Genomic DNA, 22217 nt, shown 5'->3' with positions numbered 1-22217 from the left:
TCATGAAAATACAGATGAAGACGTTTATGAAAGTTGGATCATTGCTGCTTATGATGCTAGCACTGCAATCCTGTACCAAATACCTCAATGTGGTGCCAGATAATACCATGACCTTGGAGGATCTTTTTGATACGCGGGAAATGGCTTACGAAGCCTTGGCAAGGGTATATAGTTATATTCCTCGCGATGATAACACTCATACAACCACCTGGAGCTTAGGTGATGAATTTGTTGGCCGACTGGATCTCAACAACGTCGTAGGAAACCTACGAGCTATCCGGATTATGCGCGGGTTGCAGAGCGCAACCAGTCCGCAATTGGGTGCCTGGTCGGGCACTGAGGGAACCAAAAGTTTGTACGAAGGAATTCGCCAATGCGATGTGTTTCTGCAGAACATTTCATTGGTACGTGACATGGCCGAGGCAGAAAAGGCAGAATGGGCCGCTCAGGTTAAGTTTTTGAAAGGTTATTATGCATTTCTATTGGTACAACGGTATGGACCCATTGTCTTAATCAAGGAGATGGTTACGCCTGAGGCGACACGAGATCAACTGTTCTTGCCCCGCTCTAAAGTAGAAGAGTGCTTTGCCTATATCCTGGCGCTCATGGACGAAGCGATCCCCGCATTGACGGAGCGGGCAACCGAAAGCAACCTCGGCCAGGTTGATCAAGTGGCGGCCAAAGCGATCAAAGCGCGTGTGTTGTTTTTTAGAGCCAGTCCGATTTTTAACGGCAATCGGGAATATTTTGGCGACTTTATGGATAAAGATGGGCAGCCTTTTTTTCCGCTTGACTATGACAACGAAAAATGGAAGCAGGCCTTGGATGCAATTAACGAAGCGATTGCACTTTGCGAGCAGAACGGCTTGGGAATTTACCATTTCGAGCGCGAGCCGTTTATATATGACCGCCCTGCATTCGAAGAAAACGGCGAAAATATGCGTACGCTGTATGACTTGCGGATGTTGATTTGCGATCCTTGGAATAAGGAACTGGTATGGGGTTATTCAAACCACGATTATTATAATCAAGGCGAACTCGCTCATTCGACCAATATTCGTCTCCCGGCTGGTTACGGCGACGGGGTAATCAATACGGCTGCTTTTTCCTGGCAATGGATGGCAGCTACCTATCAGATGGCGGAGCGTTATTACACGAAGAATGGATTGCCTATCAACGAAGACCTGACATTCAATGTCAATACCATGCATGAACTCACCCGGACGCCCGGATTGCTGGACCCAGAATACAGGGAGCTGAACGGTATCATGCAACCTGGTGCAGAAACGATCAATTTATATTTGAATAGGGAACCTCGGTTTTACGCCAATCTGGGCATCACGGGCGGTTATTGGAGGGCTCATACGGTACGGATCAATACCATAATGTATGCCGGTGCGGATGGGGGATATAACTCATCCACGCACGCAACCGATTTCTTGTCTACCGGGATCGGCATACAGAAATTGGTGCATCCGGAGTCTCAGTCGAACGCCTGGCAACGGGTCATACGGTATCCGTACCCGCTGATCCGTATGTCGGACCTCTACCTTATGAAGGCCGAAGCGATTAATGAATACAGCGGGCCGACGCAAGAGGTATATGATTTGGTGAACCGCGTGCGTGACCGGGCGGGTATACCCCGTGTTGAAGAGGTCTGGTCAGATCCCAGTTTGGCCCGGACGGTCAATAAGCACCTCACAAAGGAAGGCATGCGCGATATTATTCTGGAAGAACGGTCGGTGGAGTTTGCTTTTGAAGGTCAACACTTCTGGGATATGTGGAGGCACAAGCGAGCCGTGGCCAAGTTCTCGTCACCGGTTTGGGGGTGGACGCATACCGGTACCACCGGCGAAACGTTCTTTGTACTTGAGGTAAAGCAGGCCAGACGCTTTACCATTACCGACTATCTGTGGCCCATCGATTTGAACGAATTGAATACGAACGGAAACCTGATTCAAAACCCGGGATGGTAAGCATCCATAACATAGGAGAGTTATGAACATGAAAAAATATGTTGTAATAGGAATGGCTGCATTGCTAATGATTGGTTCCTGCAAGGAGGAAAATCGGTTTGCCAGCCACGTGACCGATGGTGTGCCTCCAGGTAAGATTACCATTGTTAACCAAAAGCCCCTGTACGGCGGCGCACGGTTTTTCTACAATCTGCCGGCCGACGAGGACCTGCTGCAGGTCGAGGCGGTATATGTCGGAAAGAATGAGAAATCGTATACGTTTTCAGCGTCCTATTTTGTCGATTCGCTGGATGTTTACGGGTTCGGCAGCACCGACCCGCATGAGGTGACGTTGTACACCGTAGATCGTTCAGGCAATCGATCTGAGCCGGTCGTCGTTTCGGTAACGCCATTGGAACCGGCATTCAGCCGCGTCGCCTCGTCCATTGAGGTCAAGTCCGGATTTAGTTCCTTTTTCCTCGACTGGAAAAATGAGCTCGAACAAAACGTCAATGTGTATGTCGATTACAATTTTACCCTCAATGGGGAGCAACGGCAATTAACCACCGTTTTTTCATCCAATTTGGCCGAAGACCGTCGGTTTATCAATGATCTTTTCCTTTCACCGCAGGATCAGGTGCGGGTAAGTGTACGGGTAGAGGATCAGTTCGGTAACATCACGGATCCAATTGACAAGGGGGCTCTTTCTTTGTATGAAGACATCGAGATACCCAAAACCAGTTGGATATTGCCAGATGCCAACGACAGCATAGGCGGGGTGCCGATGTGCTTCGGCGACGGCCTGGAAGGTCGTTCGGCTAAGGTGATCGACGGGATCATCGATCGAGGTGATAACCTCAATTTCATGCATACGCACAGCCGTGGACGGACCGGTCGCACGGCCGACGGGAATATGCCCTGGAATTTTATCATCGATCTCGGGGACTATTATGAATTGAGCCGGATCGTTACCGTACAACGGCACTCCGGCGGCCTCTCTAACATCAACAGGGGGCAATATTATCAGTCGGAGAATGTGGGGATGTATAACATGTACGTATGGGACGACGATACGCAGGAATGGGTATTTATCTCCCAGCATAAAATCCCGGTGCCGGTAGGACTCAGCGAGCTCGAATTTGTGCAGGCTGGCGAGGCTGGCGACGAAGCCTACATGTATCCCAACGATCCGCAGTATACGAAACCGACGCGTTGGTTTAGGTATGAGGCGATCAAAAGTTTTAACGGTAATTACACACTTGAAGACGCAAACTGCTTGTCTGAAATCACCCTGTATGGGCGGAGAGCTGATTAATGGTCCGTTTTTAAGAAAAAGCCAATTGACATGTTAAATAGAATAGTATTTTTCTCCATGCTGGCAGCCACCTTATTTGGTGCCTGCAACGGCATGTACGACAGCCTGGATGAGTATTCCGGCGAAGTCGTCTATCCCGCCAAATACGATACCATTGTTGGGCACATCGGTTACGAGCGGGTCGAGATAGATTTAATGAAGGCCGGCCGGGTTCCCAGTAGTCAGATCAAACTGGGTAAGGCTAAAAAGACAGTGGTGGAATATGACGATCAGGTGATGGTGATTGACTCGTTGGTGTCCTGGATAAACATCACGGAGCTTACCCAGCCCAAGCTGTACCGTTTCCGGATTTATACCATCGACGAATTCGAAAACAAATCGGTGCCGCTTGAGATTGCACTCATCCCTTACACGACGAACGATGTCGCTGGCTTGGCCGTGAATACGCCTCGGATTCTTGCTTCGCCAACTGCGGCGGTGGTCGACTGGCCGAACGGGCTTTCTTCCGTTCTCCTCAACTACATCGGCCTGTCGTTCCGTTATACGGATAAGGATGGAGAAGTGCGAACCGGAGAACGGGGAGCGGACTCACGATTTTTTATAGCTAATTTACAGCCGGGGCAGGCTACCACGGTGGAGGTTACGTATCAGGTCGTGCCTAAGGTTAACAACGTGCCGATACGGGATACTCTCGAACTTGTGAAGGAATTGGTAATCAATGTGCCTACGGGAAGCACGCCCTTTTCGCCTTCCGAGCGTGCAATTTTAGAAGCCAATGGAATAACTGAATTCACGGCGGATGGTGTGTCGCAATTCACCAAGTTGGTATATCCCATGCATGCCAATTCGCTGCAGGATATTTTTTATTTCCCTAATCTGAAGGAAATCGACCTTACGGGAGGAGAACTGTTTGAAATGACCACGTTGAGCTATGATCGCAATGACGTACAAGCCACTGTTGGGGGAGGAGATTGGCTCCCATTTGCGCGGAAGGTGGGCGATTTATCGACGGCGAACGCCCAAACGCTTAAAGATTTCTTAGAGTCGGGCATTATTGAAAAGGTTCGTTACGTGCCGAATTCCATGGGATTGGATGCCCTACTGGCCCCTTATGTGGAAAGCGGTATTGTCGAGCTGGTGGAGACTCCAGATGAGGTCTTGATCCCCATGAATTTCTTTCTTGATGGCGTCGTACAAGACCACGCCTGGCGCATGGACATCACCAATCCGGCGACCGACGCACCGGCAGGCACAGGTTTGCAAAATGTGTTGAAGACAATCTTGCGCGACCGAAGTGCCTCTTTTGTTTTCGCGTTACCACGTGAATACCGGTATAATGTTGAAACCTATAAATACCTTCGGTTCAAGGTGTATGCGCCCGCTAAGAGCTCATTTCAGGGTATTTATGCGCCATACCAGCGGCTTTGGCCCCGGTTTATGAATTACATGTGGTCGTTTTCGCAAAACAGTGATTTCGGACAGGAGCATTGGGATACGGGCCAGGACGACTTCCGGATTAACGATGTGGATCTCGAGAAGTGGACGGATGTTACCGTTGATCTATCGCCGGCACGGGGTAAGCATAACCGGGTCATTGTAATCAACGTAGGCGGCGAACCTTCGCTTACATTTAATCCGCCCCAAGATATTACCTACTATTTTGCCAATTTCAGATTCACGAAAGAATAAGCGGTTGTCAAATACAATGCTATGGGCCATTCCTAACGAAGGAATGGCCCATAGTTATTTTCCCATAACCAACCTGGTTTGTGCGCCGCCGTCGGATTGGCGGATGAGCAACGATCCTTCTTTGCGATGATTCCGGTCTATCGCGAGAGTAATCTGATGCGTACCCTGTGCAAGGGATGTTGTGAGATTACCCTCTTGGACAGAAACAGCTTTTGCGTCCACCCAAGCGATAATGCCGTTTGCATCGTTAAAGCCAAATGTGACCTCGCCCGGTGTAAGTACTTCAATCTGGAACTTCACAAAGCTGTAGCGATTCGCTCCATCTGCCTCTATAATCGGTAATTCGTCGATAGGGAGTGCACCGGAAGCTGTGCTGTAGTGAGGAGGTCCACTCAGGCTCTCGTCCTTGGCAATAGTTTCAATGCCACCTTTCGAAATTTTTTCCTTCACGTTGTCATTCGCTGATACAGCCTGCCAGCGCCTCACAAACCGTTCTGCAGGCACTCTAAAGTTGCCGGATTTGCCCAATTTTGAAAGGAAACTTATCAAATCGATAAACTCCTGCTTATCCAAGCTTGCCGTCAGGTTGGGGGGCATGAGCGAGCCTGGTATTTTTTCCCTTGTCCGGATGTTTTCTTTAGGTATAGCCACCTCATGGCCGGTAACGTCTCTCATGACGATCTCGCTAGGTCTATCGGCAACCAGATAGCCCATCATTTCGCTGTCGTCCGTGCGGACCACGCGTTGCAGTTCATAACCTTCTTTGATCGATTCCGTTGGATACATGACGGATTTGATGATCGTTTCAGCCGGAGAACTTGTTCCGAGGCTGCTCAGGTCGGGCCCTATTAATCCACCCGCTCCGCCAATCGCATGGCAGGTCAGGCATGCAAGCTCCCGTTTACGGAATATCAACTCACCGTGGATGGGATTGCCACTTTTTTCCGCTTCGGCGGCCAAACCTTTGATTTGTTCAGGATTGAGATCCTGCGGCATACGTTCTGCCGGTAATACTCCGCCCGATGCTTCCAAGCCCTGGATCAGTAATTTGACATCGTCTCCTTCCCTCCGGTCCCATGGAATTGATGTTTGCAAATGCTGGCGGGCTGCTACTGCTACGACTTCGGGTATGCGCGAAGCCACCAGTTCTTTGGCTAGCGCGTTGGTCCGCCCGCCATCGGCAAGAAACGCGTCAAATATCCCTTGAGCCTGTTCGGGATTATCGAGTTTGCTCAGTAATCCTACGCCGATTTTAGCCGCCGCCGGCGCATTCAGATAAGCCAATTGTGAAACAGCGATCAAACGAAGGTCTAATGGACGTTGTTCGGAGGCCAGGTTCTTTAGGAGTGTTTGCGCTGCTCCCGGATTTATGGCTCCCAACGCTCCCATAGCAGTTTTTGCATAGTTACGGTTTGCATGGTCCAGGAATTTTTTAAGCTCGGACTCCAGAGACCTCACTTTCAGGGCTCCGGCCAGCTTCATTGCCGCGATGGAAGAAGCCTCGTCGGTACCGGCGATGATCAACCTCAGGCGTTCAAGTTGACGATCTGCTGTCACTTGCCGTTTCGTTGCCGCATCTTCAATGGCGGCGAGTTCCTCTGCCACACTGCGCTTTTGCTTAGAAAACTCAGCGACAGCAACGTCGAGGATGTCATTCAGGTCTTTAACTTGTCCACGTTTCGCGATTGCCGATAGCGCATCTTTCCGATATTGTTCGGGAACTTCGCCTTCTTTATAAAGTTGTGTTAAGAAGGCAATGGCATCGGTACTGGCAGCAGACTTTAGTGCATACGATGTCTTCGCGGGATTCCCGAAGAATTCCGGGTCGTTTTTCAAGCTGGCCAACCATTCAGGCTCAAGCTGGCGTAGGGTTTGCCATAGCGCAAAGTTAAGAAACTCATCCATGGGCTGATCCAACACGTCGAGCGCAGTTTTTGCGGCCGTAGCATTGTTTAATTGCCGGAGCGCAATCACGGCCTCAAGGCGTACCTGCGGATGTGTATCTTTGACGGCCCTTTGGAGGATGGCTTCCAAATTTCCGACTTTTTTATGCCAGAGTTGCAATGACCTGAGGGCTCCGCTCCGTACTTCGTGGCTTTGCGCGTTTAGTAAGCTTTCCAAAAGTCCGCCATTGTACGTATTAATCGCTTGGGATACCCATAAACCCTCAAGCTTTAGTCGTTCATAATCGTCGCTTTTTTTATCGAGTTTGTCAATCCATTTTTGCAATGGCGTAGCCACTTCCTGGGCTCCCTTTTCCTTTAGTAACTGCCGGGCTTGCCCACGTGTCCAATCTTCGGGTGCTTTCAATGCGTCCAACAGATCTTCGACAGATGCGTCCACCAATTTAGGTTTTTTTACCAGCGATCTTTTTTTCGCCGTGATACGCCAAATCCGACCCCGCTCCCTGTCGCGTCGGGGGTCATGGAAGTCAACCTCGCCATGCTGGATAATCGGGTTATACCAGTCGGCAATGTAAATCGCACCATCCGGACCAACTGAAATATCAACTGGACGAAAGGCAACATGGTCCGTCCACAGCACGTCGGGCATCTGTTTCGAAGCATATCCGCTGCCTTGTTCTTCGAGTTGGAAACGGTTTACACGATTAGCCCGGAAATCGTTTGTGATCAGGCTACCCGCCCACGACTCCGGCAAATGCCGTCCCGAGACAATCTCCAACCCCGAATGTTTGGGTTGCCCGGGATTCAGTCCGCGAAGTATTTCTTCGGCTCCCGGAGAAGCAAGGAAGGTAGCGCCCGGGAACGCATAGTTGATTCCTTCTTCGCCGGCGCCGTCGGTGAGAAAAGATTGCCCGTATTGATCAAAGCGTAATCCCCATGGGTTTACAAGCCCTTTTGCGTAGACATCAAGTTCCAGCGTATGCGGCTCCAGTTTCCATACACCGCCACCTTCAAGTCGCCTGATTCCCCAAGGCGTTTCCACATGGCTATGGATGTAAATGGATTGGTTGAAATACAACCTCCCTTCAGGGCCCCAGCGGAAGGTATGGATAAGGTGATGCGTATCTGCCGTTCCAAAACCGCTCAATACCCTTCGTCGGGTGTCCGCCTTGCCGTCGCCATCCGTGTCAGACAAGTGCAGGATTTCAGTGGAGTTCGCAACATAAACCCCTCCATCGCCGGGTAGAATCCCGGTAGGTTGAACCAGGCCCTCTGCAAACACGGTTGATTTATCCGCAACGCCATCCCCATCCGTATCTTCGAGGATAAATACTTTATCGCTGGCTTCCTCTCCGGTTTTTACGTGTGGGTACGCAGTGCTGCTGATAACCCACAACCGCCCTTGCGCATCCCAATTCATCTGAATGGGTTTAACCACAAGTGGTTCCGAGGCAAACAGCGATACCTCAAAACCCTCGGCAATATGGAAAGATTCCAGTTCCTTTCTGGGGTCATCGTTTGCGTACTCCTTATGCTCTTCCTGGTTGACCGAGCAGGTGGTCAAAAACAACGCCGGCACGATAAGTAGCCCCGGGAAGGTCGATAACATACGTATCAATTTCATTAACAGATGTTTATTGATTTGAAAAGTTTGTTCTTTAGTTGTCTCGCAGAATCTGCATGTTCAAACTATTACTCATTCAAGGGAGCGAGTTCGTACTTCTTGACGACCGGTTTCCGATGCAGATTAATTTGTCCTTCAAGCCAGGCGATGATGAAATCCAGATCCTTAAGACCTTGTTGGTGTCTTCCCTGTTCATAGGCTCTGAATCCCAAGATGTAAGTTCTGTTCAACGGACGATACTGCTGGAAGAATAATTCGTTCTTCTTGACAATATAGCCACAGATCTTGGCGGCCTGTTCTTGCGAGACCCCATGATCCAGCACAATACCGTTTTCCCAGTCGCCTGCCGATGCCGTTACCAACTGTCGGCCGTTTTCGGTTAATGTGTAAAATCCATCTTTCAATCCGTTTACCTGAATCGATACAGACGCCTGGGCTGCTGGTTTTCCTGAATCGGTTACGGGGAGTGGCAGAATGGGTTCTTCTAGGCTGAAAGCAACTTTGCCTGCATTGCCTGAAATGATTTTAGCCGGACCGGAAGCTGTTGCGGCAGATTTAGATACATTCACCGTTACTTTTGACTCCCGGGGAGGCCACCCGAAAGATTGTTCAAGCACTTGGGCAAGGTAGTAATAGCCCGCATCGTTCAAATGAATCCCGTTGTCAAGAAAGAGATCACTTTTGCTCTCCACTAAGGGCGTATAAAGATCCACATACCTTTTTTTGCGTTTTGATGCGACCGATGAGATAGCCTCGGCATACAGCTTAAGATTTTGGTTTTGAATGGTCGTGTTTTCCGGGCTGCCCGCAAGTTTTACAGGAATTGTCGACAGGAGGATGGTTTGCGCGCCAAGGGCATCGATTGAATCAATAATAATTTCGAGCCCTTTGATAAAATGGTCGAGACCCTCTTTTCCTTTTTGGGACTCGACGCCTCCGTAGGCTATCAGCACATGATCAGGATCGGTGCTTCTGATTTGCTGGAAAAGCTGTTGGTAGGGGCTAGGGGGCGTTGTAAAGGTGCTCCGTGCTTCGGCGTACACGTTGTCGCCAACCCAGCCAAGGTTCCGGAAGGTGAGATCCTTTTCTGGCCAGCGACTGGAAATCGCAAATTCGAGATACCCTTTTTCCAGCTCATTTTCAAAGAGTGAACCGCCCAAAAAAAGGATTCTTTCACCTTGTTTGAACTCCAGTGAAGCACGACTGCCTAACTTTTGAGCCGGAAGGTCTAAGCAGGTGGCGGCCAGCAGCGTTCCGATTATTGCGCTGGCAAACAAAAATAACTTTGTCTTTAACATTCGGGTTTTGATTAATTGTGTATCTGTAATTTATTGAAGCCCTTCATTGAAAAATACCCAGAGGCCGTCCTTTCCGGCCACAATGACGTCTTTTCGGCCGGAATTTCGTAGGTCCGCAACTTGCATATAAATGCCGGTGCCTTTACCGATGCCCGGAGGACCGTAGGCGATGATATGTTTGGAGAACGACTTACCATCCCAAGTGAAGTAGTACAAACCTACGTCGTCATGGGCGCCCGGGTCACCGTCATTGTGTGCTCGGTAGCGTTTGCCGGTAATCAATTCTGGTTTCCCATCGCCTGTAATATCGGTCCAGACCAGTTCATGATATTGGGAAGCTGTGTTGTCGATCAGGTGCTTTTTGAATGAACGCTTTCCTTCGGCATCTACCCGCTGTTCATACCAATAGATGCCGTAGTCGTGTGCCGTACCTGCAATCAAGTCGTTTTTGCCATCGCCGTTCAAGTCGGTTACGATAATGGGGATACTGGCATGTGGCCCCATGTCAAAATCGGGATGAAACACCCACTGCTTATTTCCCCGATTTTCTATCCAACCGTTTCTGACGACGAAATCGCCCCTACCATCTCCATTTATGTCACCGAAACCAAGGCCATGGCTTTTGTAATCGCCAACCTCGTAACGTATAAACTTGCCGGGGCCCTCCAGTTTAAAATAATGAAGTGCTGAATTAGGGGTATTCGGCACAATTTCGATCTGTCCATCGTTATCCAGGTCCCATGCTCTCACTGTTTCTACGTTACCCACTTTGGCAATTTCGTGAGCCGGCCATTGTTCGTTTGTTCCCGGATTTTCGTGCCAACGTAACGCCTCCCCAAACCAACCACCGGTAACAAAATCCATGCGTCCGTCTTTGTTGACATCTAGCGGAATCGTCGCGAAGTCATCAAAATATTCGGCAAATGCAGGCTGATCTCCCAGTCTGTGCCGCTTACGGAAAATGGTTTTGGCGTCGCCTTCATTCAAATAATAGAAATCGCCCGACACAAGGTCAGGTTTGCCATCGTTATTCACATCTATTACGCCGACCGATTCGAAACTTTCAGCGGCGACAAAATACAGTGTAAACGTTGTTTTTTTGGTTTGTTGGGCCCATAAAGATGAGATCATAACGCTGCATAGAAAGACGCATAATGCAGAAATGCGAACAGACATCCGAGCGGGATCACAAAAAACTTTGAACATATTATCACAAAATAGGTAAAACGGAATTTTCTTCGTTGTTCTTTTTATCAACTTCTTTTTTGGGGATTTACCCGCGTTTATAATTTACTTTTTGATGGCGCCGAAAATACTAAAAAATACGTCACTTCAATGCCTACGGTATGGCCTTTCTATTTTTTATCTAATATTTTACAAGGTAGCGGATTGCAAACCGAATGATCGTTCTATCTTTGTCTTCAATAGGACCGAGCACATGAAGGCAAGAATTTCAGTACTAACCATCGGCGTAGACAATCTGGAACGATCTTTCGAATTTTATCATCACGGACTGGGTTTGCCATCGGCCGGTATTACCGGACAGGAATTTGCTTACGGAGCGGTTGCTTTCTTTGACCTTCAAAATGGCGTCAAACTTGCTATTTGGCCAAGAAAGAACCTTGCACATGATACGGGCATTCCGGTTGGACCATCTTCAGCAACCGAATTTACGATCGGACATAACGTTGCCAGTAGGGAAGAAGTGGATGCCGTAATGGCTCTTGCCGCACAAGCGGGCGCAAAAATAATTAAACCAGCAGCGAATACCTTTTGGGGAGGTTATGCCGGTTACTTCCAGGACCCGGACGCCCATCTATGGGAAATTGTCTATAATCCAGCTTTCGTTCCAGAGTAAGGATAAAAAACTAGTCATTTCTCGGGCTCTTCACGGGGTTCTATCCCTTCGGAACTCGTGACTACTTTTTTGATGGTTCCGTCGTCGTTATAGTACATAACGTCAACGCAAACCGATCTTCGATGGCTGCCCCCATTCGGTAAGGCCCCGTTATGGTAGAAAAAATAAGAATTGCCCTTGAAGTCGAGTGTTGCAGGCCTGTTCGTTTCGCAGTTACCAGCAAGCTCATTCACGATGCCTGCAAATTTCCACGGTCCATGAATATCGTCACTCATCGCATATGCAACACGTTCCGGCGACCCATAGCCATACATCAGGTAATAATGTTCCCCACGCTTATAGACGTGAGCGCCCTCCTGAAAGCGAGGCAGCTGTACCTGTCTGATCTCGTCCTCAACCTCGAGGAGATTTTCGCTGAGCTGTGTATAAAAACAGCGGCCATGACCCCAAAATAAATAACCCCTTCCGTCATCGTCTATGATAACACTCGGATCGAGATTAGACTTCTCTTCTGCCACTACGGGTAGCATGTCACCTGTGATGAGCGCTTTACCCTTCGCGTCCCGGAAAGGTCCGATAGGACTTTCCGAGGTGGCAACCCCGATGGCCTTGCCGGGAATTCTCTTGTGCGAAACCGCCGTAAAAAAATAAAATCTTTTATTATGATAAATGATTTTCGAAGCAAATGCATCTCCTGACGCCCACGTATAATCGGTTGCCGCAAGGGGAGAAGGGTGCGCATTCCAATGCACTAAATCCGCAGATGAAAAGCAGAGCCAGTCGTTCATTGTATACTGCTCAAGTCCCGATGGTGGATCGTCGTGCCCTGTGTACAAATACACAATTCCCTGATGTTCTAAGACGGTCGGGTCTGCAGTAAATACCTGTCTAATGATCGGGTTGTTTTCCTTCATGACCGTAACAATCGGCGTATGCCCTCTATTCAGATAACGGCCATGGCGTAAAAAAGTTTATTTCTATTCGCTTTACGGAGATAGTAAATGCATTTTACGATGAAGGATTGGCTTACGCCCGAAAATTAGATGAGGCCGGTGTGCCTACAACGATTCAGACGTACAACGGGTTTATCCACGACTACGGCCTATTGAATTTTTTGAACCATATCGAGGCGGTGAGACTCGCGACAGAACAAGGTGCTTTGGCATTGCACAAAACATTATTTTCGTAAGGTACGGAAGTATTAGATACCACAGATATACGCTTGCTTCTTCCGGCATTCTAGGTAGTAACCCTGTTTCGATAGTCATAATTGACTGTCACTGGGGTGAATAATTTTCGATCTGTAAGAAAACAAATCACCTCATAGGACGTTATGATAACATTACAATGGAAAATCGAGGAAATGCCAAATGGCAAATGGCTGATGCCAGTGTGTTTTGGGGAGAGGTTGCTCCTGCAGAGCATGTCGTTCAGATTTATGAAAGCGACGAATCTTTTATGAATACTTTGGAAGGCTTCGTTAGCAGCGGCCTTGCTGCGGGGGAATGTGTTGTACTGATCGCCACTGCCGCCCATGTCTCCGCGCTGACCGGGCGGTTGTCGGATAGTGGCTTTGCTGTGGCAGACCTGACCGCAGATGACCAGTTGATTCTCCTGGATGCAGAAGAAGTCTTAACACAATTTATGGTAAATGGCTGGCCAGAAGCGAAGTTGTTTAACCAAACCGTAACGAGGATTATTAGACGTGCTACAGATAGAAACCGCCCGGTAAGGGCCTTTGGAGAAATGGTAGCACTTTTATGGGCCAAAGGGGAAAAATCAGCTACTGTACATTTGGAAATTTTATGGAACCGCTTTTGCGAAACGCAGTCCTTTTGTCTGTTTTGCGCTTATCCTAGGAACGGGTTTACACAGGATATCAACTCGTCGGCCTATACAATTTGCTGCACTCACTCTAAAATGATTTCAGGTGAATCTAGGTCAGCGACCAAAATTTTTTATAAAACAGCGCCAGAACAACTGGCTGGAAGAGTGGTTTAAACAGGTATTTCGACAACAAATACGGAACCTGTGCCGATGCCGCTTTCAACAGTCAATTTTCCTTTATGCCGGCTGATAATTTCCTTACTGATATATAAACCTATTCCCAGACCGGAGATATGCGCATCAAGTCCTTCTGCCCGATAGAACCTCGAGAAAATGCGCTCTTGTTGTTCAGGTGCAATACCTATACCAAAATCCTGTATCCTCACGATGGCTTGACCCGCATCTCCGCTAAGAGATACGTTGACTAGGTCTGCGCCCGGCGAGTATTTAATCGCATTGTTAAGCAAGTTGACAATAACCTGTTCCAGACGCTGTTTATCTCCCGATATCATAAAGGAAGCTTTTTTGCTATAAAAGGCTATGTAATGCGAACGGATGGAATATTGGATCTGTTCGACAAGGTCACGCACCAAACTAACCAGATCAAACGAGCTATATGAGAGAGGTAATTGACCGGATTCTATTTTGGTTACGTCTAATAAATCGCCAATCAGCGCAGATAACTTATTGGTTTGGTTTAAAGCCTTATCGACGAAAGGTTTGTTGATGTCCTGGTCGGTCATTCTCTTGCTGATGATTTGCAAAAAGCCTTTCAAGCTCGTAACAGGGGTTTTCAGCTCATGACTAGCTAGCCCGATGAATTCATCCTTTTTCGCATTAAGGTATCGGATCTCCTCATAAAGTTCTGCATTCTCAAGGGCCACACTGGCTTGATTTGCGATACCAACGACAAGTTTTTCGTGTTCCTCGGTAAACCGGTCTATTTCAGAATGTCCATATGAAAGACGACCAATTACACGTCCTAGTTTTGAAATTACTGGAACTGCGAGGTAGCTTACCAACGGTAATTGACCTTTAGCCACGCCATGAGATCGGTTGCATTCAAACCGTGGATCGTTAGTTATGTCGGCGGACCGTACGGTCTCTTCCAAGCTAAAGTTCGGACTAAAAAGGTCGGAATTGTGTGATGTGCCGATTTTTTCAGCAACTTCCGGCAAGACGCCCGAATAGGTAAACAGTGTATTGGACGTACCATGTCCGTCGAGTCGGTTGTAGAAAAAGGCACCAAATGCTGCACCCGTTACCTTGGTGGAAACGTCGGTCACCCTTTGGAGGATCTCTCCAATGTCAAGGCTTTCCGAGACCAACTTCCCCATGGTATTTAAAATCTCCACATTACTGGTATAACGGTGCATTTTTTCTTCAAGTTCCTTCTGCCGGGTAACATCTTCGGTAAACTGTGTGGTGCAGATAATCCGCCCGCTTCCGTTCCGTACGCTTTCTGTTTTTTTCAGTGCAGAGATATCTTGAATAAACAAATATGTCTGTGCCAAGCCGTTCATATCAACAATCATCTGGGAACTAAGCAGCAACCACCGTTCTTCGCCGAGGGGACCTTGGAAAGTTAACTCCATGTTACTAACCGGTTTTCCTGCCAATAATTTTTTTTGATTCGTTTGCCCGGAGGCGAAGGCACCACCAAAAAAAAGAAATAGCGATTGGCCTACCAGTTGTGCGCGTTCACGGCGCAGTAGGTCATTTGCGGCGGTATTGGCATAGGTAATCATTCCGTCAGCATCGATTGCCAATACAGCCATGCCATTAAGGTTATGGATCTGCTGGATGTCCAGATGCGTAAATTTTTTCATCGCTAATTTAAATTGATAAAAATGACTATCATACCCCAGCGGGAAACAATCAATCAACCGACTTCGTGATCGACGCTAACTAAAAGCCACGTATAAGTTCCATTCATAGGTAGTTCAAATTGTTAACCTGTATATGTAATACGCGTTGCAATGAATAACATATACCATGTCCCGCTGGTTCAAGATATTAACTAAAATATAGCTTCTTGTCAATCCTGCAAATACCCCGCCATTTTTGTCTTGGCTATCCTTCTCCTATAGCGCTACCGGTTTTATTTCGAACAAATAAGGCCACATTTTTCCGGTAACATAAAGTGTGCTGTCCTGATTATTGTATGCGATGCCATTCATTTCGTTATCTTGAGCTTTATGATCGTATATTTCAGTGCCGATAGTTCTATTGTCTAAATAATACTGAATTGAATCGACCCCGATCGGGAGCCCCACAATGTCAAGTCCAGCTCCTCACCCGGCACTCTTTTCTCGCCCTCCGCTATATTTGCAAAACGCAGATTCGGGGATCCAGTGCAGGCAAGAAAGAAAAGAACTATGAGATAGTATACGTTTTTGGTTTTCATCGAAATACATTTAGCTGTTGCCAGAAGAAAAGCAATACATCCCTGCCCATTGAAACTAGAAGCCGAAACCCATCCATTTTTCACTCAGATATCCCATTTGCAGTCAGCCTTAGCGGAGTAATCATCATTGATCCGATTGTTGCGAAGCATTTCCTTAGTCGGCCCATTCCCATACACTGCGATGCTTGTTTAATGAGTCTATGTAATCCAGAAACCCACCGTAAAAATCGTGGTGTCCTATGGTGCTACTGTCTCCAATCACAATCAGCTTTTTCTTGGCTCGGGTCATGGCGACATTCATTCGCCTTGTGTCGGCCAAGAAGCCGATTTCCTGTTTTGCGTTGCTTCTTGTCAAACTGATATAGATTACGTCTTTTTCTTGGCCTTGGAAGCTGTCAATGGTGTTCACTTGCAGCCCTTTTATGAAGGGTTTCAACCGATCGTCCAGCGCAATGATTTCACGCAGGTAAAGCGACTGGGCCCGGTAAGGCGTAATGATGCCGATGCTTGGAAAAGCCGGGTCCGCAAGTGGCATGTTTAAGGTTGTTACAAAAGAAGCGAGGTGGTTGCATAAAAAGTGCGCTTCTTCATGATTGGAAATGGCGTAATCAATGACGGTTTCCTCAAATCCGGCACCGGCAGTGTCAATGAACATAATCGGGCTGTCATCGTTGTGCAATGTCCATTGCGCTACGGTAGGCGCTGCCCGTAACCGGTCGGCGTAGAACGCCAGAGACGGGTATTTCATGATTTGGGCATTCATCCTGTACTGCACATCCAGCAGCGATACATGCGTGGGGTGCTGTGCAACCAATTTCTCGAACAAGGTATGGTATAATCCCGCTGTCGTTTGATGGCTGGATTTGACTGTTGGGGGCAGTTGGCAATGGTCTCCCGCCAGAACGACGCGATCAGCTTTCAGGATGGGAATCCAACAGGCAGGTTCCAGCGCCTGTGCGGCCTCGTCGATAATAACCGTTTGGTATTGCCTATCGCGAACGGTATAATGGTTTGCACCCACTAAAGTGGCCGTAATCACTTGGGCCTTGGTAAATACATCCTCAGCAATGTAATCCAGCATCCGATCAATCTCTTTTCGGATTTTCCGGGCTTCGTCAAACAACGCTTTCCGTTGATCCCGCTCTGCCTTGCTGAAATTGCGTTTGTATTTATGCGCCATGTCGATATATGCTCGTGCTTGCTTCTCCAGGGATTTGATGGTTTTAAAGGAGGCGTGGTTGTCCACCCGGGCATCCAACGTGAGCTTTTGTAAGTGATCCGAGACCTTGACCGGATTGCCGATGCGAACCACCGATACGCCCACTGCATCCAGGCGTTCGGTCAGTACATCTACGGCCGTATTGCTTGGTGCGACAATGAGGACCTGTTGCGGCCGCTGTTTCAAGAGCGCTTCTACGGCGTAAATTAGTGTCGTCGTTTTACCGGTGCCGGGAGGCCCATGCAAGATGGATAAGAAATTTTCACTCAATATATGGGCTATCGCCTTATTTTGGCTGGGGTTCAGGTTATCATTTTCAAAGGCCGGGCTGAGAAGGGACTTCCGAACATCGGTTTCGCCCAAGAGCTTCTTTACCAAGTTGCCTTGCGTTTTGTCAATCAGCGCCAGATTCGCTTCGTCCAATGCACGATGCATTTCTTTGTACGAATTTTCATCGAACAACAGGTCAATCCCGAGCCTGCCCCCACGGGTCCATGCAGGAAGTTCGTCTGCCCGGAACGAAATCCGCATGGTGTCCCGGCCGGCAAATGCGACGATCCCGTGAAGTCGGTCCTGCTGCGGATTATGGTTTGAAAACAGGGAGACAGGCATCCCGTATCTAAACTGGTGTCCTTCTTCTGGGTGATTGGTCTTGTTTACCGTGATGGTTAGGTAATCACCCCGGCCTAACTCGCTATTCGTGATCGTAATGGGAAACCAGGTAATACCAAGCGTAATCCGTTCCTGAACGGACCGCTGTAGTAGTAATGCTTCATGCTGTGCTTTATCGAAAGCTTGTTCCTGATTCAGCCACGTTGCCAACTCGTTAAAATATTTCATAAGGGAATCTACGATAACAGCGCCCGCAAAATACGGTCTTTTTTACGAAACAGTCGTATAACATCGCCTTAATTGAAGCATTCTATTCGACGACAAATTATTTCTGAAAAAAAGCAGCGCATGAGCGTAGCCAGTTTTTGAGGTCTCTAAGTTACGTAAATGACCCTGTTATGAGCAAAAGGTTGACGATCCCCTTATAAGGCAAATTCGCGTTATGTGGTCGTCAATAATTTAATATAAGGGTTATATTTATAAAAGAGCTGCTATCAATCCGATTTCAATGCTACGTCTGTTTAATGGCGGTATCAATGCCGGCGCAGATAAAGCAAAATATCGGTATTATTGCTTGCTCAAAATTCTTACGCATATGTATGAGTTTATCGCAATGGGTATTTAACTTATCGTAATTACAGATACAAAAATTAGAAATGAATCCAAAGGACTTATTATTTGTGGGAGTTTTATTGTTTGTAACTTTGAATTTATCAGCACAAACCTTGTCGCCGCGTTTTGGGATAAAAGCAGGCCTCAGTTTGTCATATGCAACGGTAAACGATGCAAGGGGTACCGATTCAAAAACTGGTTTTCATATTGGCGGCACGTTTGAATACCCGCTATCGCCAAGGTTTCTTATTCAATCAGGTTTGCTTTTCTCAACGAAAGGGTCGCAAGTACACGTTCTCAACGGTAGCCACTACATACCCTCACCGCCAGACGACACGCATACGTTTAATGAATCGTATTTAATGCTGCCCCTATATGGGGCATACAAATTAAATCTCACAAGTGATTTCAACATTACGTTTGGCATCGGACCTTATTTGGGATACGGTATTGGAGGGAAAACTAAACAAAAATTAAATAGCGGTTCTTGGTCAGACGGAATTACAGAAATACAGTGGGACACATTTGGAAATGGCATTTATGACGAAAGCCGGGATTGGTTGCGCGGCACTACGTTAAAGAGAACGGATATAGGTTTAGGGGCTAATATTGATTTTGAATATCGTAGATTTATTTTAAGTGTCGGATACGAAAAGGGGTTGAGAAATATAGCCGCCCAAGAAAACACTCACGGTTTATCATACAGAAACAACACGGGCCAGGCTTCTATCGGATACAAATTATAACGAAATAAGACATTATTTCACGTTTCCGCCCGATTCATGCCACGGCTATCGGCGGCTGACCCTGCCGGAGATACCTTAGGCAGGTGCCTATTCTTCAATCCGGTGTTTTCGTTTGTTAATTCAAACTTGAAGTCATCCACGAATTGCTGGAGGTTGCTGTTAAAAGCACGTCGGAGACTATAAGAAATGCAACGTTTCAAGATCGAAAACGCTGTTGATTCACAGTAATTTCTTATTTTAGTCTTGAAAGTTCAATGGCAATGTTTTGTAAAGAATTACCCGTCATTCCGGCCCTAAGGGATTTGGTGCATTGCCTGCTTTTTATTCAACAAGAATCTCCAAAGGACCGGGCGTTGTTTTACTTTCATCCACCCACTCCACAATCCGGAATATGTTTCCATTTTCAACAATCGATTGCGATTTATGAATCCGCTACACAAACATTTATCACCCAACCGCAAACGGTGGTAGTCGGCCCGCAAGTCAATCCAGTATTGATTCATTCCCAAGGGGGATACCGATCCGTGAGGGTGGGATTGCTGCCCGGTGCGTTATACCGGCTCACGGGCATACCCCAAGATCAGATGCTGGATCAAAGTTTTGACGCTGAACTTATTTTCGGGGATGAATTAAAAACGTTGAATCAGGTTTTGGAAAAAACCGCATTTCCAGACGCCGCTTTGCATCTCATAGAGCAGTTCCTTTTAAATCAATTATCAAAATGCCGCGCAAAGCACTCCTTCGATGGTGTGATGCATCATTTATGGTCGCAACCCGAGGTGCTAACGATGCGGCAACTGGCTACGGATAGTGGGTTATGTATCCGTCAATTTGAACGAATCAGTCAGCAGCGCATAGGCATGCATCCCAAGCTTTATTACAAAATCATACGCTTTTCTAAGGCTTACCAAATGGTAGAGAAAGGGGCCTACAATAACTGGACGGACCTGGCTTATAAAAATAACTATTACGATCGGCAACATTTAAAAAAGGACTTTAAATATTTCACCGGCAAAAGCCTGATTGACCTCCATCATGAAGTTATAAATGCCTCTATGCTGATCCAAAGCAAGTTGCATTACGAATGATTTTTTTAAAAATGTCGCTTTTTTACCCCTTTTGAAGCCGGTTGGACGTTAATTTTATCGCTAATTAAAACCAACCCATCATGTCAAAAAAAATAGCGATACAGGACAAACGCTCTTCGCAAACGAAGAGGGTAGAGACGCTGGAAATCAAGAACCAAACCATAGATACAAAAAAAACAAAGATAGCGAAGGTAAAATCAAGCTTACAGCGCGTGGAACCAACATTCAATTTTTCTAAAATAAAATTGAATTTGCTCCACATGCACAAAATCAATTTCAGGGAGAAAGATTCTGTTACCCTCAATTATGGCAGAGACTTAAAGCCTTACACAGAAGTAGCTATAAATAGAATCGGCAACGAAAACGCGCCGGGGTGGAAATGCCATGTTGATAGTACCAACGGCATATGGTCATCAAACCAGGTGGTAGAGATCAATAACGCGATCTCCAAGATATTTTTGGGCGGTGTGTATACCATGAAAGAGCTGGCATCCGGCAATGCGGCTACGGTTCCGTATGCAAGAAAGCCATTATACGTTTTGGTAGATAGCCATCATTTCGAAGATGCAACCGTTAAAGTGGATAACCCCTACAAGCATGAAATGAGAGCAGCCATTAATAAAATTATCCGTAGCAAAGACATGCCCGACATCGCTTTTACCAACGGCAGCATTAAAGAGTTCCATTCTTATTCATCTTTGTTGACTAACTTTAGCGGTAGTGGGCATTTTTTGGGATTCGGCGGTAGCCATAATATTGAATTCGACTCCAGGAAGAAAACGCATAAATTTTATCTGGAATGTAAGCAGCTGTATTATACGGTAAGTGTCAGCAACACCGTCGCTGAGCCGGAAGATTTTTTCTATATCAAAGAAGAAGATCCCGACGTAGATGACGCAGTGAATAGAAGCACGATAGACCCCAATTGGGTCTTCGTAGACTCCGTGGGTTACGGACGTATGTTGTATCTGATTTTTGAAAGTGATGAGAGTTATGAAGGCATGGATATGGATTTAGCGCAGTATGCGGATTATTGGTTGGCGGCTGTTGAATTGAATGAAACAGTAAGGAAAAGAGTCGAGAAAAAAAATGTGTCGCTGCAAGTTCTTGCCATCGGAGGCTCCCCGTTGATTGCGCTGAACTTAACGCAGCGCAACCCTAGCGATATTAAACAAACAATTGCTGACTATATAAAAGGCACCAATGATGAAGTCCCCATCTCTTACTCGCTTTGTACGTTAGACATGCATGCCGTGGGTACCAAGATGTATGTAAATTACGAAAGCCGCAAATGTCATCCCACACCCACTAAGTATAAGGTAATCTGGGAATATATAACATGTGTAGTAAATGATGATGGCGGTGATGGAGAACAGGTACAGGCAAGAGTACGCATCAGAGCGTTTGACAAAAACAATAAAGATGTTATGGATGAAGACCGATTGAACAAGTCCATCGTCGAACACGCCAATTTGGCGACCGGATTTCAATCCAATTTCTGGACGTTCATAAAGGGGAACTCCGATAATCCGCTTTTTTTGAAAGAACGCGCAATTATTCCAATGAATAAATCGATCCGTTTTCCGATGAAGGAAAATAAGGAAATTGTCCGAATCGGTATCCGTGCAGATATCACGGAATATGATTCTGGACCCAATGATAATTTTCTGGATGATGACGTAAGCCTCTTGATAAACGAAATAGATCCCGATACGCCTTATACTTTGACCTGCAGGCATGATGCTTCGGAAATCCTTTTCAGCTTTAAAATAGTGCCGATGTATGACTAAATAATGTTTCGTGTATACGAATGATGTTCCGTATGCTCAAGGCTTTGCTTTCTTCAGGGGAACGAAGTTTAGTTTGCTTTTAGTCATCGTATGGTCTTTTTAACAAAACTTAGCAAATTCGCTGTAATAATCCGGCGCGATCATGCGTTATATAGCCAGTTGTTAGATTTGTCTTTTCATAATTTAGGTTTATAATTGGTTAGTTTGAAAGCCCCGATTCTCCCGCTTCGGGGCTTTATTTTGTCAGCCGTCGCTTTATTGGCTATATCCCAT

General features: G+C 46.9%; 15 protein-coding genes. 8 read left to right on the top strand and 7 right to left on the bottom strand.

The genetic code is table 11. The features are described 5' to 3' along the window. Positions 1-2: 2 nt before the first annotated feature. From ACFQRK_RS16530 to ACFQRK_RS16520, 3 genes are read left to right on the top strand one after another with little or no spacing between them, the layout of a single operon-like run. Entirely contained in the window at positions 3-1976 is a 1974-nt protein-coding gene (locus ACFQRK_RS16530; protein ID WP_379008702.1) for a RagB/SusD family nutrient uptake outer membrane protein, read from the top strand. Positions 1977-1998: 22 nt separating this feature from the next. Beyond that, positions 1999-3270, top strand: coding sequence for a DUF4959 domain-containing protein (locus ACFQRK_RS16525; RefSeq protein ID WP_379008700.1), 1272 nt, complete (start codon positions 1999-2001; stop codon positions 3268-3270). A gap of 30 nt (positions 3271-3300) precedes the next feature. Continuing rightward, positions 3301-4959: a DUF4998 domain-containing protein gene (locus ACFQRK_RS16520; RefSeq protein ID WP_379008698.1), complete on the top strand. Its 1659-nt coding sequence runs from the start codon at positions 3301-3303 to the stop codon at positions 4957-4959. Positions 4960-5013: 54 nt separating this feature from the next. On the opposite strand, the gene ACFQRK_RS16515 is transcribed toward ACFQRK_RS16520, so the two are convergent. From ACFQRK_RS16515 to ACFQRK_RS16505, 3 genes are all read right to left on the bottom strand, one after another. After that, positions 5014-8487, bottom strand: coding sequence for a PVC-type heme-binding CxxCH protein (locus ACFQRK_RS16515; RefSeq protein WP_379008696.1), 3474 nt, complete (start codon positions 8485-8487; stop codon positions 5014-5016). A 68-nt stretch (positions 8488-8555) separates the two neighbouring features. After that, positions 8556-9785, bottom strand: a complete 1230-nt coding sequence (locus ACFQRK_RS16510; protein ID WP_379008695.1) for a GDSL-type esterase/lipase family protein — start codon at positions 9783-9785, stop codon at positions 8556-8558. 30 nt (positions 9786-9815) lie between these two features. Then, complete coding sequence (locus ACFQRK_RS16505) at positions 9816-10916, bottom strand: FG-GAP repeat domain-containing protein (protein WP_379008693.1); 1101 nt, start codon at positions 10914-10916, stop codon at positions 9816-9818. 307 nt (positions 10917-11223) lie between these two features. Between ACFQRK_RS16505 and ACFQRK_RS16500 the strand changes: the two genes are divergently transcribed. After that, positions 11224-11643, top strand: a complete 420-nt coding sequence (locus ACFQRK_RS16500) for a VOC family protein (RefSeq protein WP_379008691.1) — start codon at positions 11224-11226, stop codon at positions 11641-11643. A gap of 14 nt (positions 11644-11657) precedes the next feature. Here the strand turns inward: ACFQRK_RS16500 and ACFQRK_RS16495 are convergent, their stop codons facing one another. After that, complete coding sequence (locus tag ACFQRK_RS16495; protein ID WP_379008690.1) at positions 11658-12557, bottom strand: glycoside hydrolase family 43 protein; 900 nt, start codon at positions 12555-12557, stop codon at positions 11658-11660. A 433-nt stretch (positions 12558-12990) separates the two neighbouring features. Here ACFQRK_RS16495 and ACFQRK_RS16490 point away from each other — a divergent pair, with 433 nt between their 5' ends. After that, positions 12991-13644, top strand: coding sequence for an MEDS domain-containing protein (locus tag ACFQRK_RS16490; RefSeq protein ID WP_379008689.1), 654 nt, complete (start codon positions 12991-12993; stop codon positions 13642-13644). Here ACFQRK_RS16490 and ACFQRK_RS16485 read toward each other — a convergent pair. The 3 genes from ACFQRK_RS16485 to ACFQRK_RS16475 form a co-directional block, all read right to left on the bottom strand. After that, on the bottom strand, positions 13641-15299 hold the full coding sequence (locus ACFQRK_RS16485) for an ATP-binding protein (protein WP_379008688.1): 1659 nt from the start codon (positions 15297-15299) through the stop codon (positions 13641-13643). The genes ACFQRK_RS16490 and ACFQRK_RS16485 overlap by 4 nt on opposite strands. 255 nt (positions 15300-15554) lie before the next feature. Then, a complete protein-coding gene (locus ACFQRK_RS16480) occupies positions 15555-15746 on the bottom strand; it encodes a glutaminyl-peptide cyclotransferase (RefSeq protein ID WP_379008686.1) in 192 nt (63 codons plus the stop codon). Between the two features lie 285 nt (positions 15747-16031). Beyond that, positions 16032-17936 carry an AAA domain-containing protein gene (locus ACFQRK_RS16475; RefSeq protein ID WP_379008684.1) on the bottom strand — a complete coding sequence of 635 codons (1905 nt, stop codon included), beginning with the start codon at positions 17934-17936 and terminating at the stop codon, positions 16032-16034. 428 nt (positions 17937-18364) lie between these two features. Between ACFQRK_RS16475 and ACFQRK_RS16470 the strand changes: the two genes are divergently transcribed. The 3 genes from ACFQRK_RS16470 (at position 18365) to ACFQRK_RS16460 (ending at position 21944) form a co-directional block, all read left to right on the top strand. Continuing rightward, positions 18365-19066, top strand: a complete 702-nt coding sequence (locus ACFQRK_RS16470; protein ID WP_379008683.1) for a porin family protein — start codon at positions 18365-18367, stop codon at positions 19064-19066. A 260-nt stretch (positions 19067-19326) separates the two neighbouring features. Then, complete coding sequence (locus tag ACFQRK_RS16465; RefSeq protein WP_379008681.1) at positions 19327-20154, top strand: helix-turn-helix domain-containing protein; 828 nt, start codon at positions 19327-19329, stop codon at positions 20152-20154. Between the two features lie 80 nt (positions 20155-20234). Continuing rightward, positions 20235-21944 carry a thiol-activated cytolysin family protein gene (locus ACFQRK_RS16460; RefSeq protein ID WP_379008680.1) on the top strand — a complete coding sequence of 570 codons (1710 nt, stop codon included), beginning with the start codon at positions 20235-20237 and terminating at the stop codon, positions 21942-21944. Positions 21945-22217 lie beyond the last annotated feature (273 nt).

The sequence above is a fragment of the Parapedobacter sp. GCM10030251 genome, assembly GCF_042666505.1.
GTDB lineage: Bacteria > Bacteroidota > Bacteroidia > Sphingobacteriales > Sphingobacteriaceae > Parapedobacter.
Note: the sequence above shows the minus strand (reverse complement) of the source record. Positions and strands in the feature narration are given on the sequence as shown.

What these genes read in the sequence shown, in the direction of transcription:
- ACFQRK_RS16500 (WP_379008691.1), top strand. Translation starts at nt 11,224, where the DNA reads ATGAAGGCAAGAATTTCAGTACTAACCATCGGCGTAGACAATCTGGAA.
- ACFQRK_RS16515 (WP_379008696.1), bottom strand. Translation starts at nt 8,487, where the DNA reads ATGAAATTGATACGTATGTTATCGACCTTCCCGGGGCTACTTATCGTG.
- ACFQRK_RS16495 (WP_379008690.1), bottom strand. Translation starts at nt 12,557, where the DNA reads ATGAAGGAAAACAACCCGATCATTAGACAGGTATTTACTGCAGACCCG.
- ACFQRK_RS16470 (WP_379008683.1), top strand. Translation starts at nt 18,365, where the DNA reads ATGAATCCAAAGGACTTATTATTTGTGGGAGTTTTATTGTTTGTAACT.
- ACFQRK_RS16530 (WP_379008702.1), top strand. Translation starts at nt 3, where the DNA reads ATGAAAATACAGATGAAGACGTTTATGAAAGTTGGATCATTGCTGCTT.
- ACFQRK_RS16460 (WP_379008680.1), top strand. Translation starts at nt 20,235, where the DNA reads ATGTCAAAAAAAATAGCGATACAGGACAAACGCTCTTCGCAAACGAAG.
- ACFQRK_RS16465 (WP_379008681.1), top strand. Translation starts at nt 19,327, where the DNA reads ATGTTTTGTAAAGAATTACCCGTCATTCCGGCCCTAAGGGATTTGGTG.
- ACFQRK_RS16505 (WP_379008693.1), bottom strand. Translation starts at nt 10,916, where the DNA reads ATGATCTCATCTTTATGGGCCCAACAAACCAAAAAAACAACGTTTACA.
- ACFQRK_RS16490 (WP_379008689.1), top strand. Translation starts at nt 12,991, where the DNA reads ATGGAAAATCGAGGAAATGCCAAATGGCAAATGGCTGATGCCAGTGTG.
- ACFQRK_RS16475 (WP_379008684.1), bottom strand. Translation starts at nt 17,936, where the DNA reads ATGAAATATTTTAACGAGTTGGCAACGTGGCTGAATCAGGAACAAGCT.
- ACFQRK_RS16525 (WP_379008700.1), top strand. Translation starts at nt 1,999, where the DNA reads ATGAACATGAAAAAATATGTTGTAATAGGAATGGCTGCATTGCTAATG.
- ACFQRK_RS16520 (WP_379008698.1), top strand. Translation starts at nt 3,301, where the DNA reads ATGTTAAATAGAATAGTATTTTTCTCCATGCTGGCAGCCACCTTATTT.
- ACFQRK_RS16510 (WP_379008695.1), bottom strand. Translation starts at nt 9,785, where the DNA reads ATGTTAAAGACAAAGTTATTTTTGTTTGCCAGCGCAATAATCGGAACG.
- ACFQRK_RS16485 (WP_379008688.1), bottom strand. Translation starts at nt 15,299, where the DNA reads ATGAAAAAATTTACGCATCTGGACATCCAGCAGATCCATAACCTTAAT.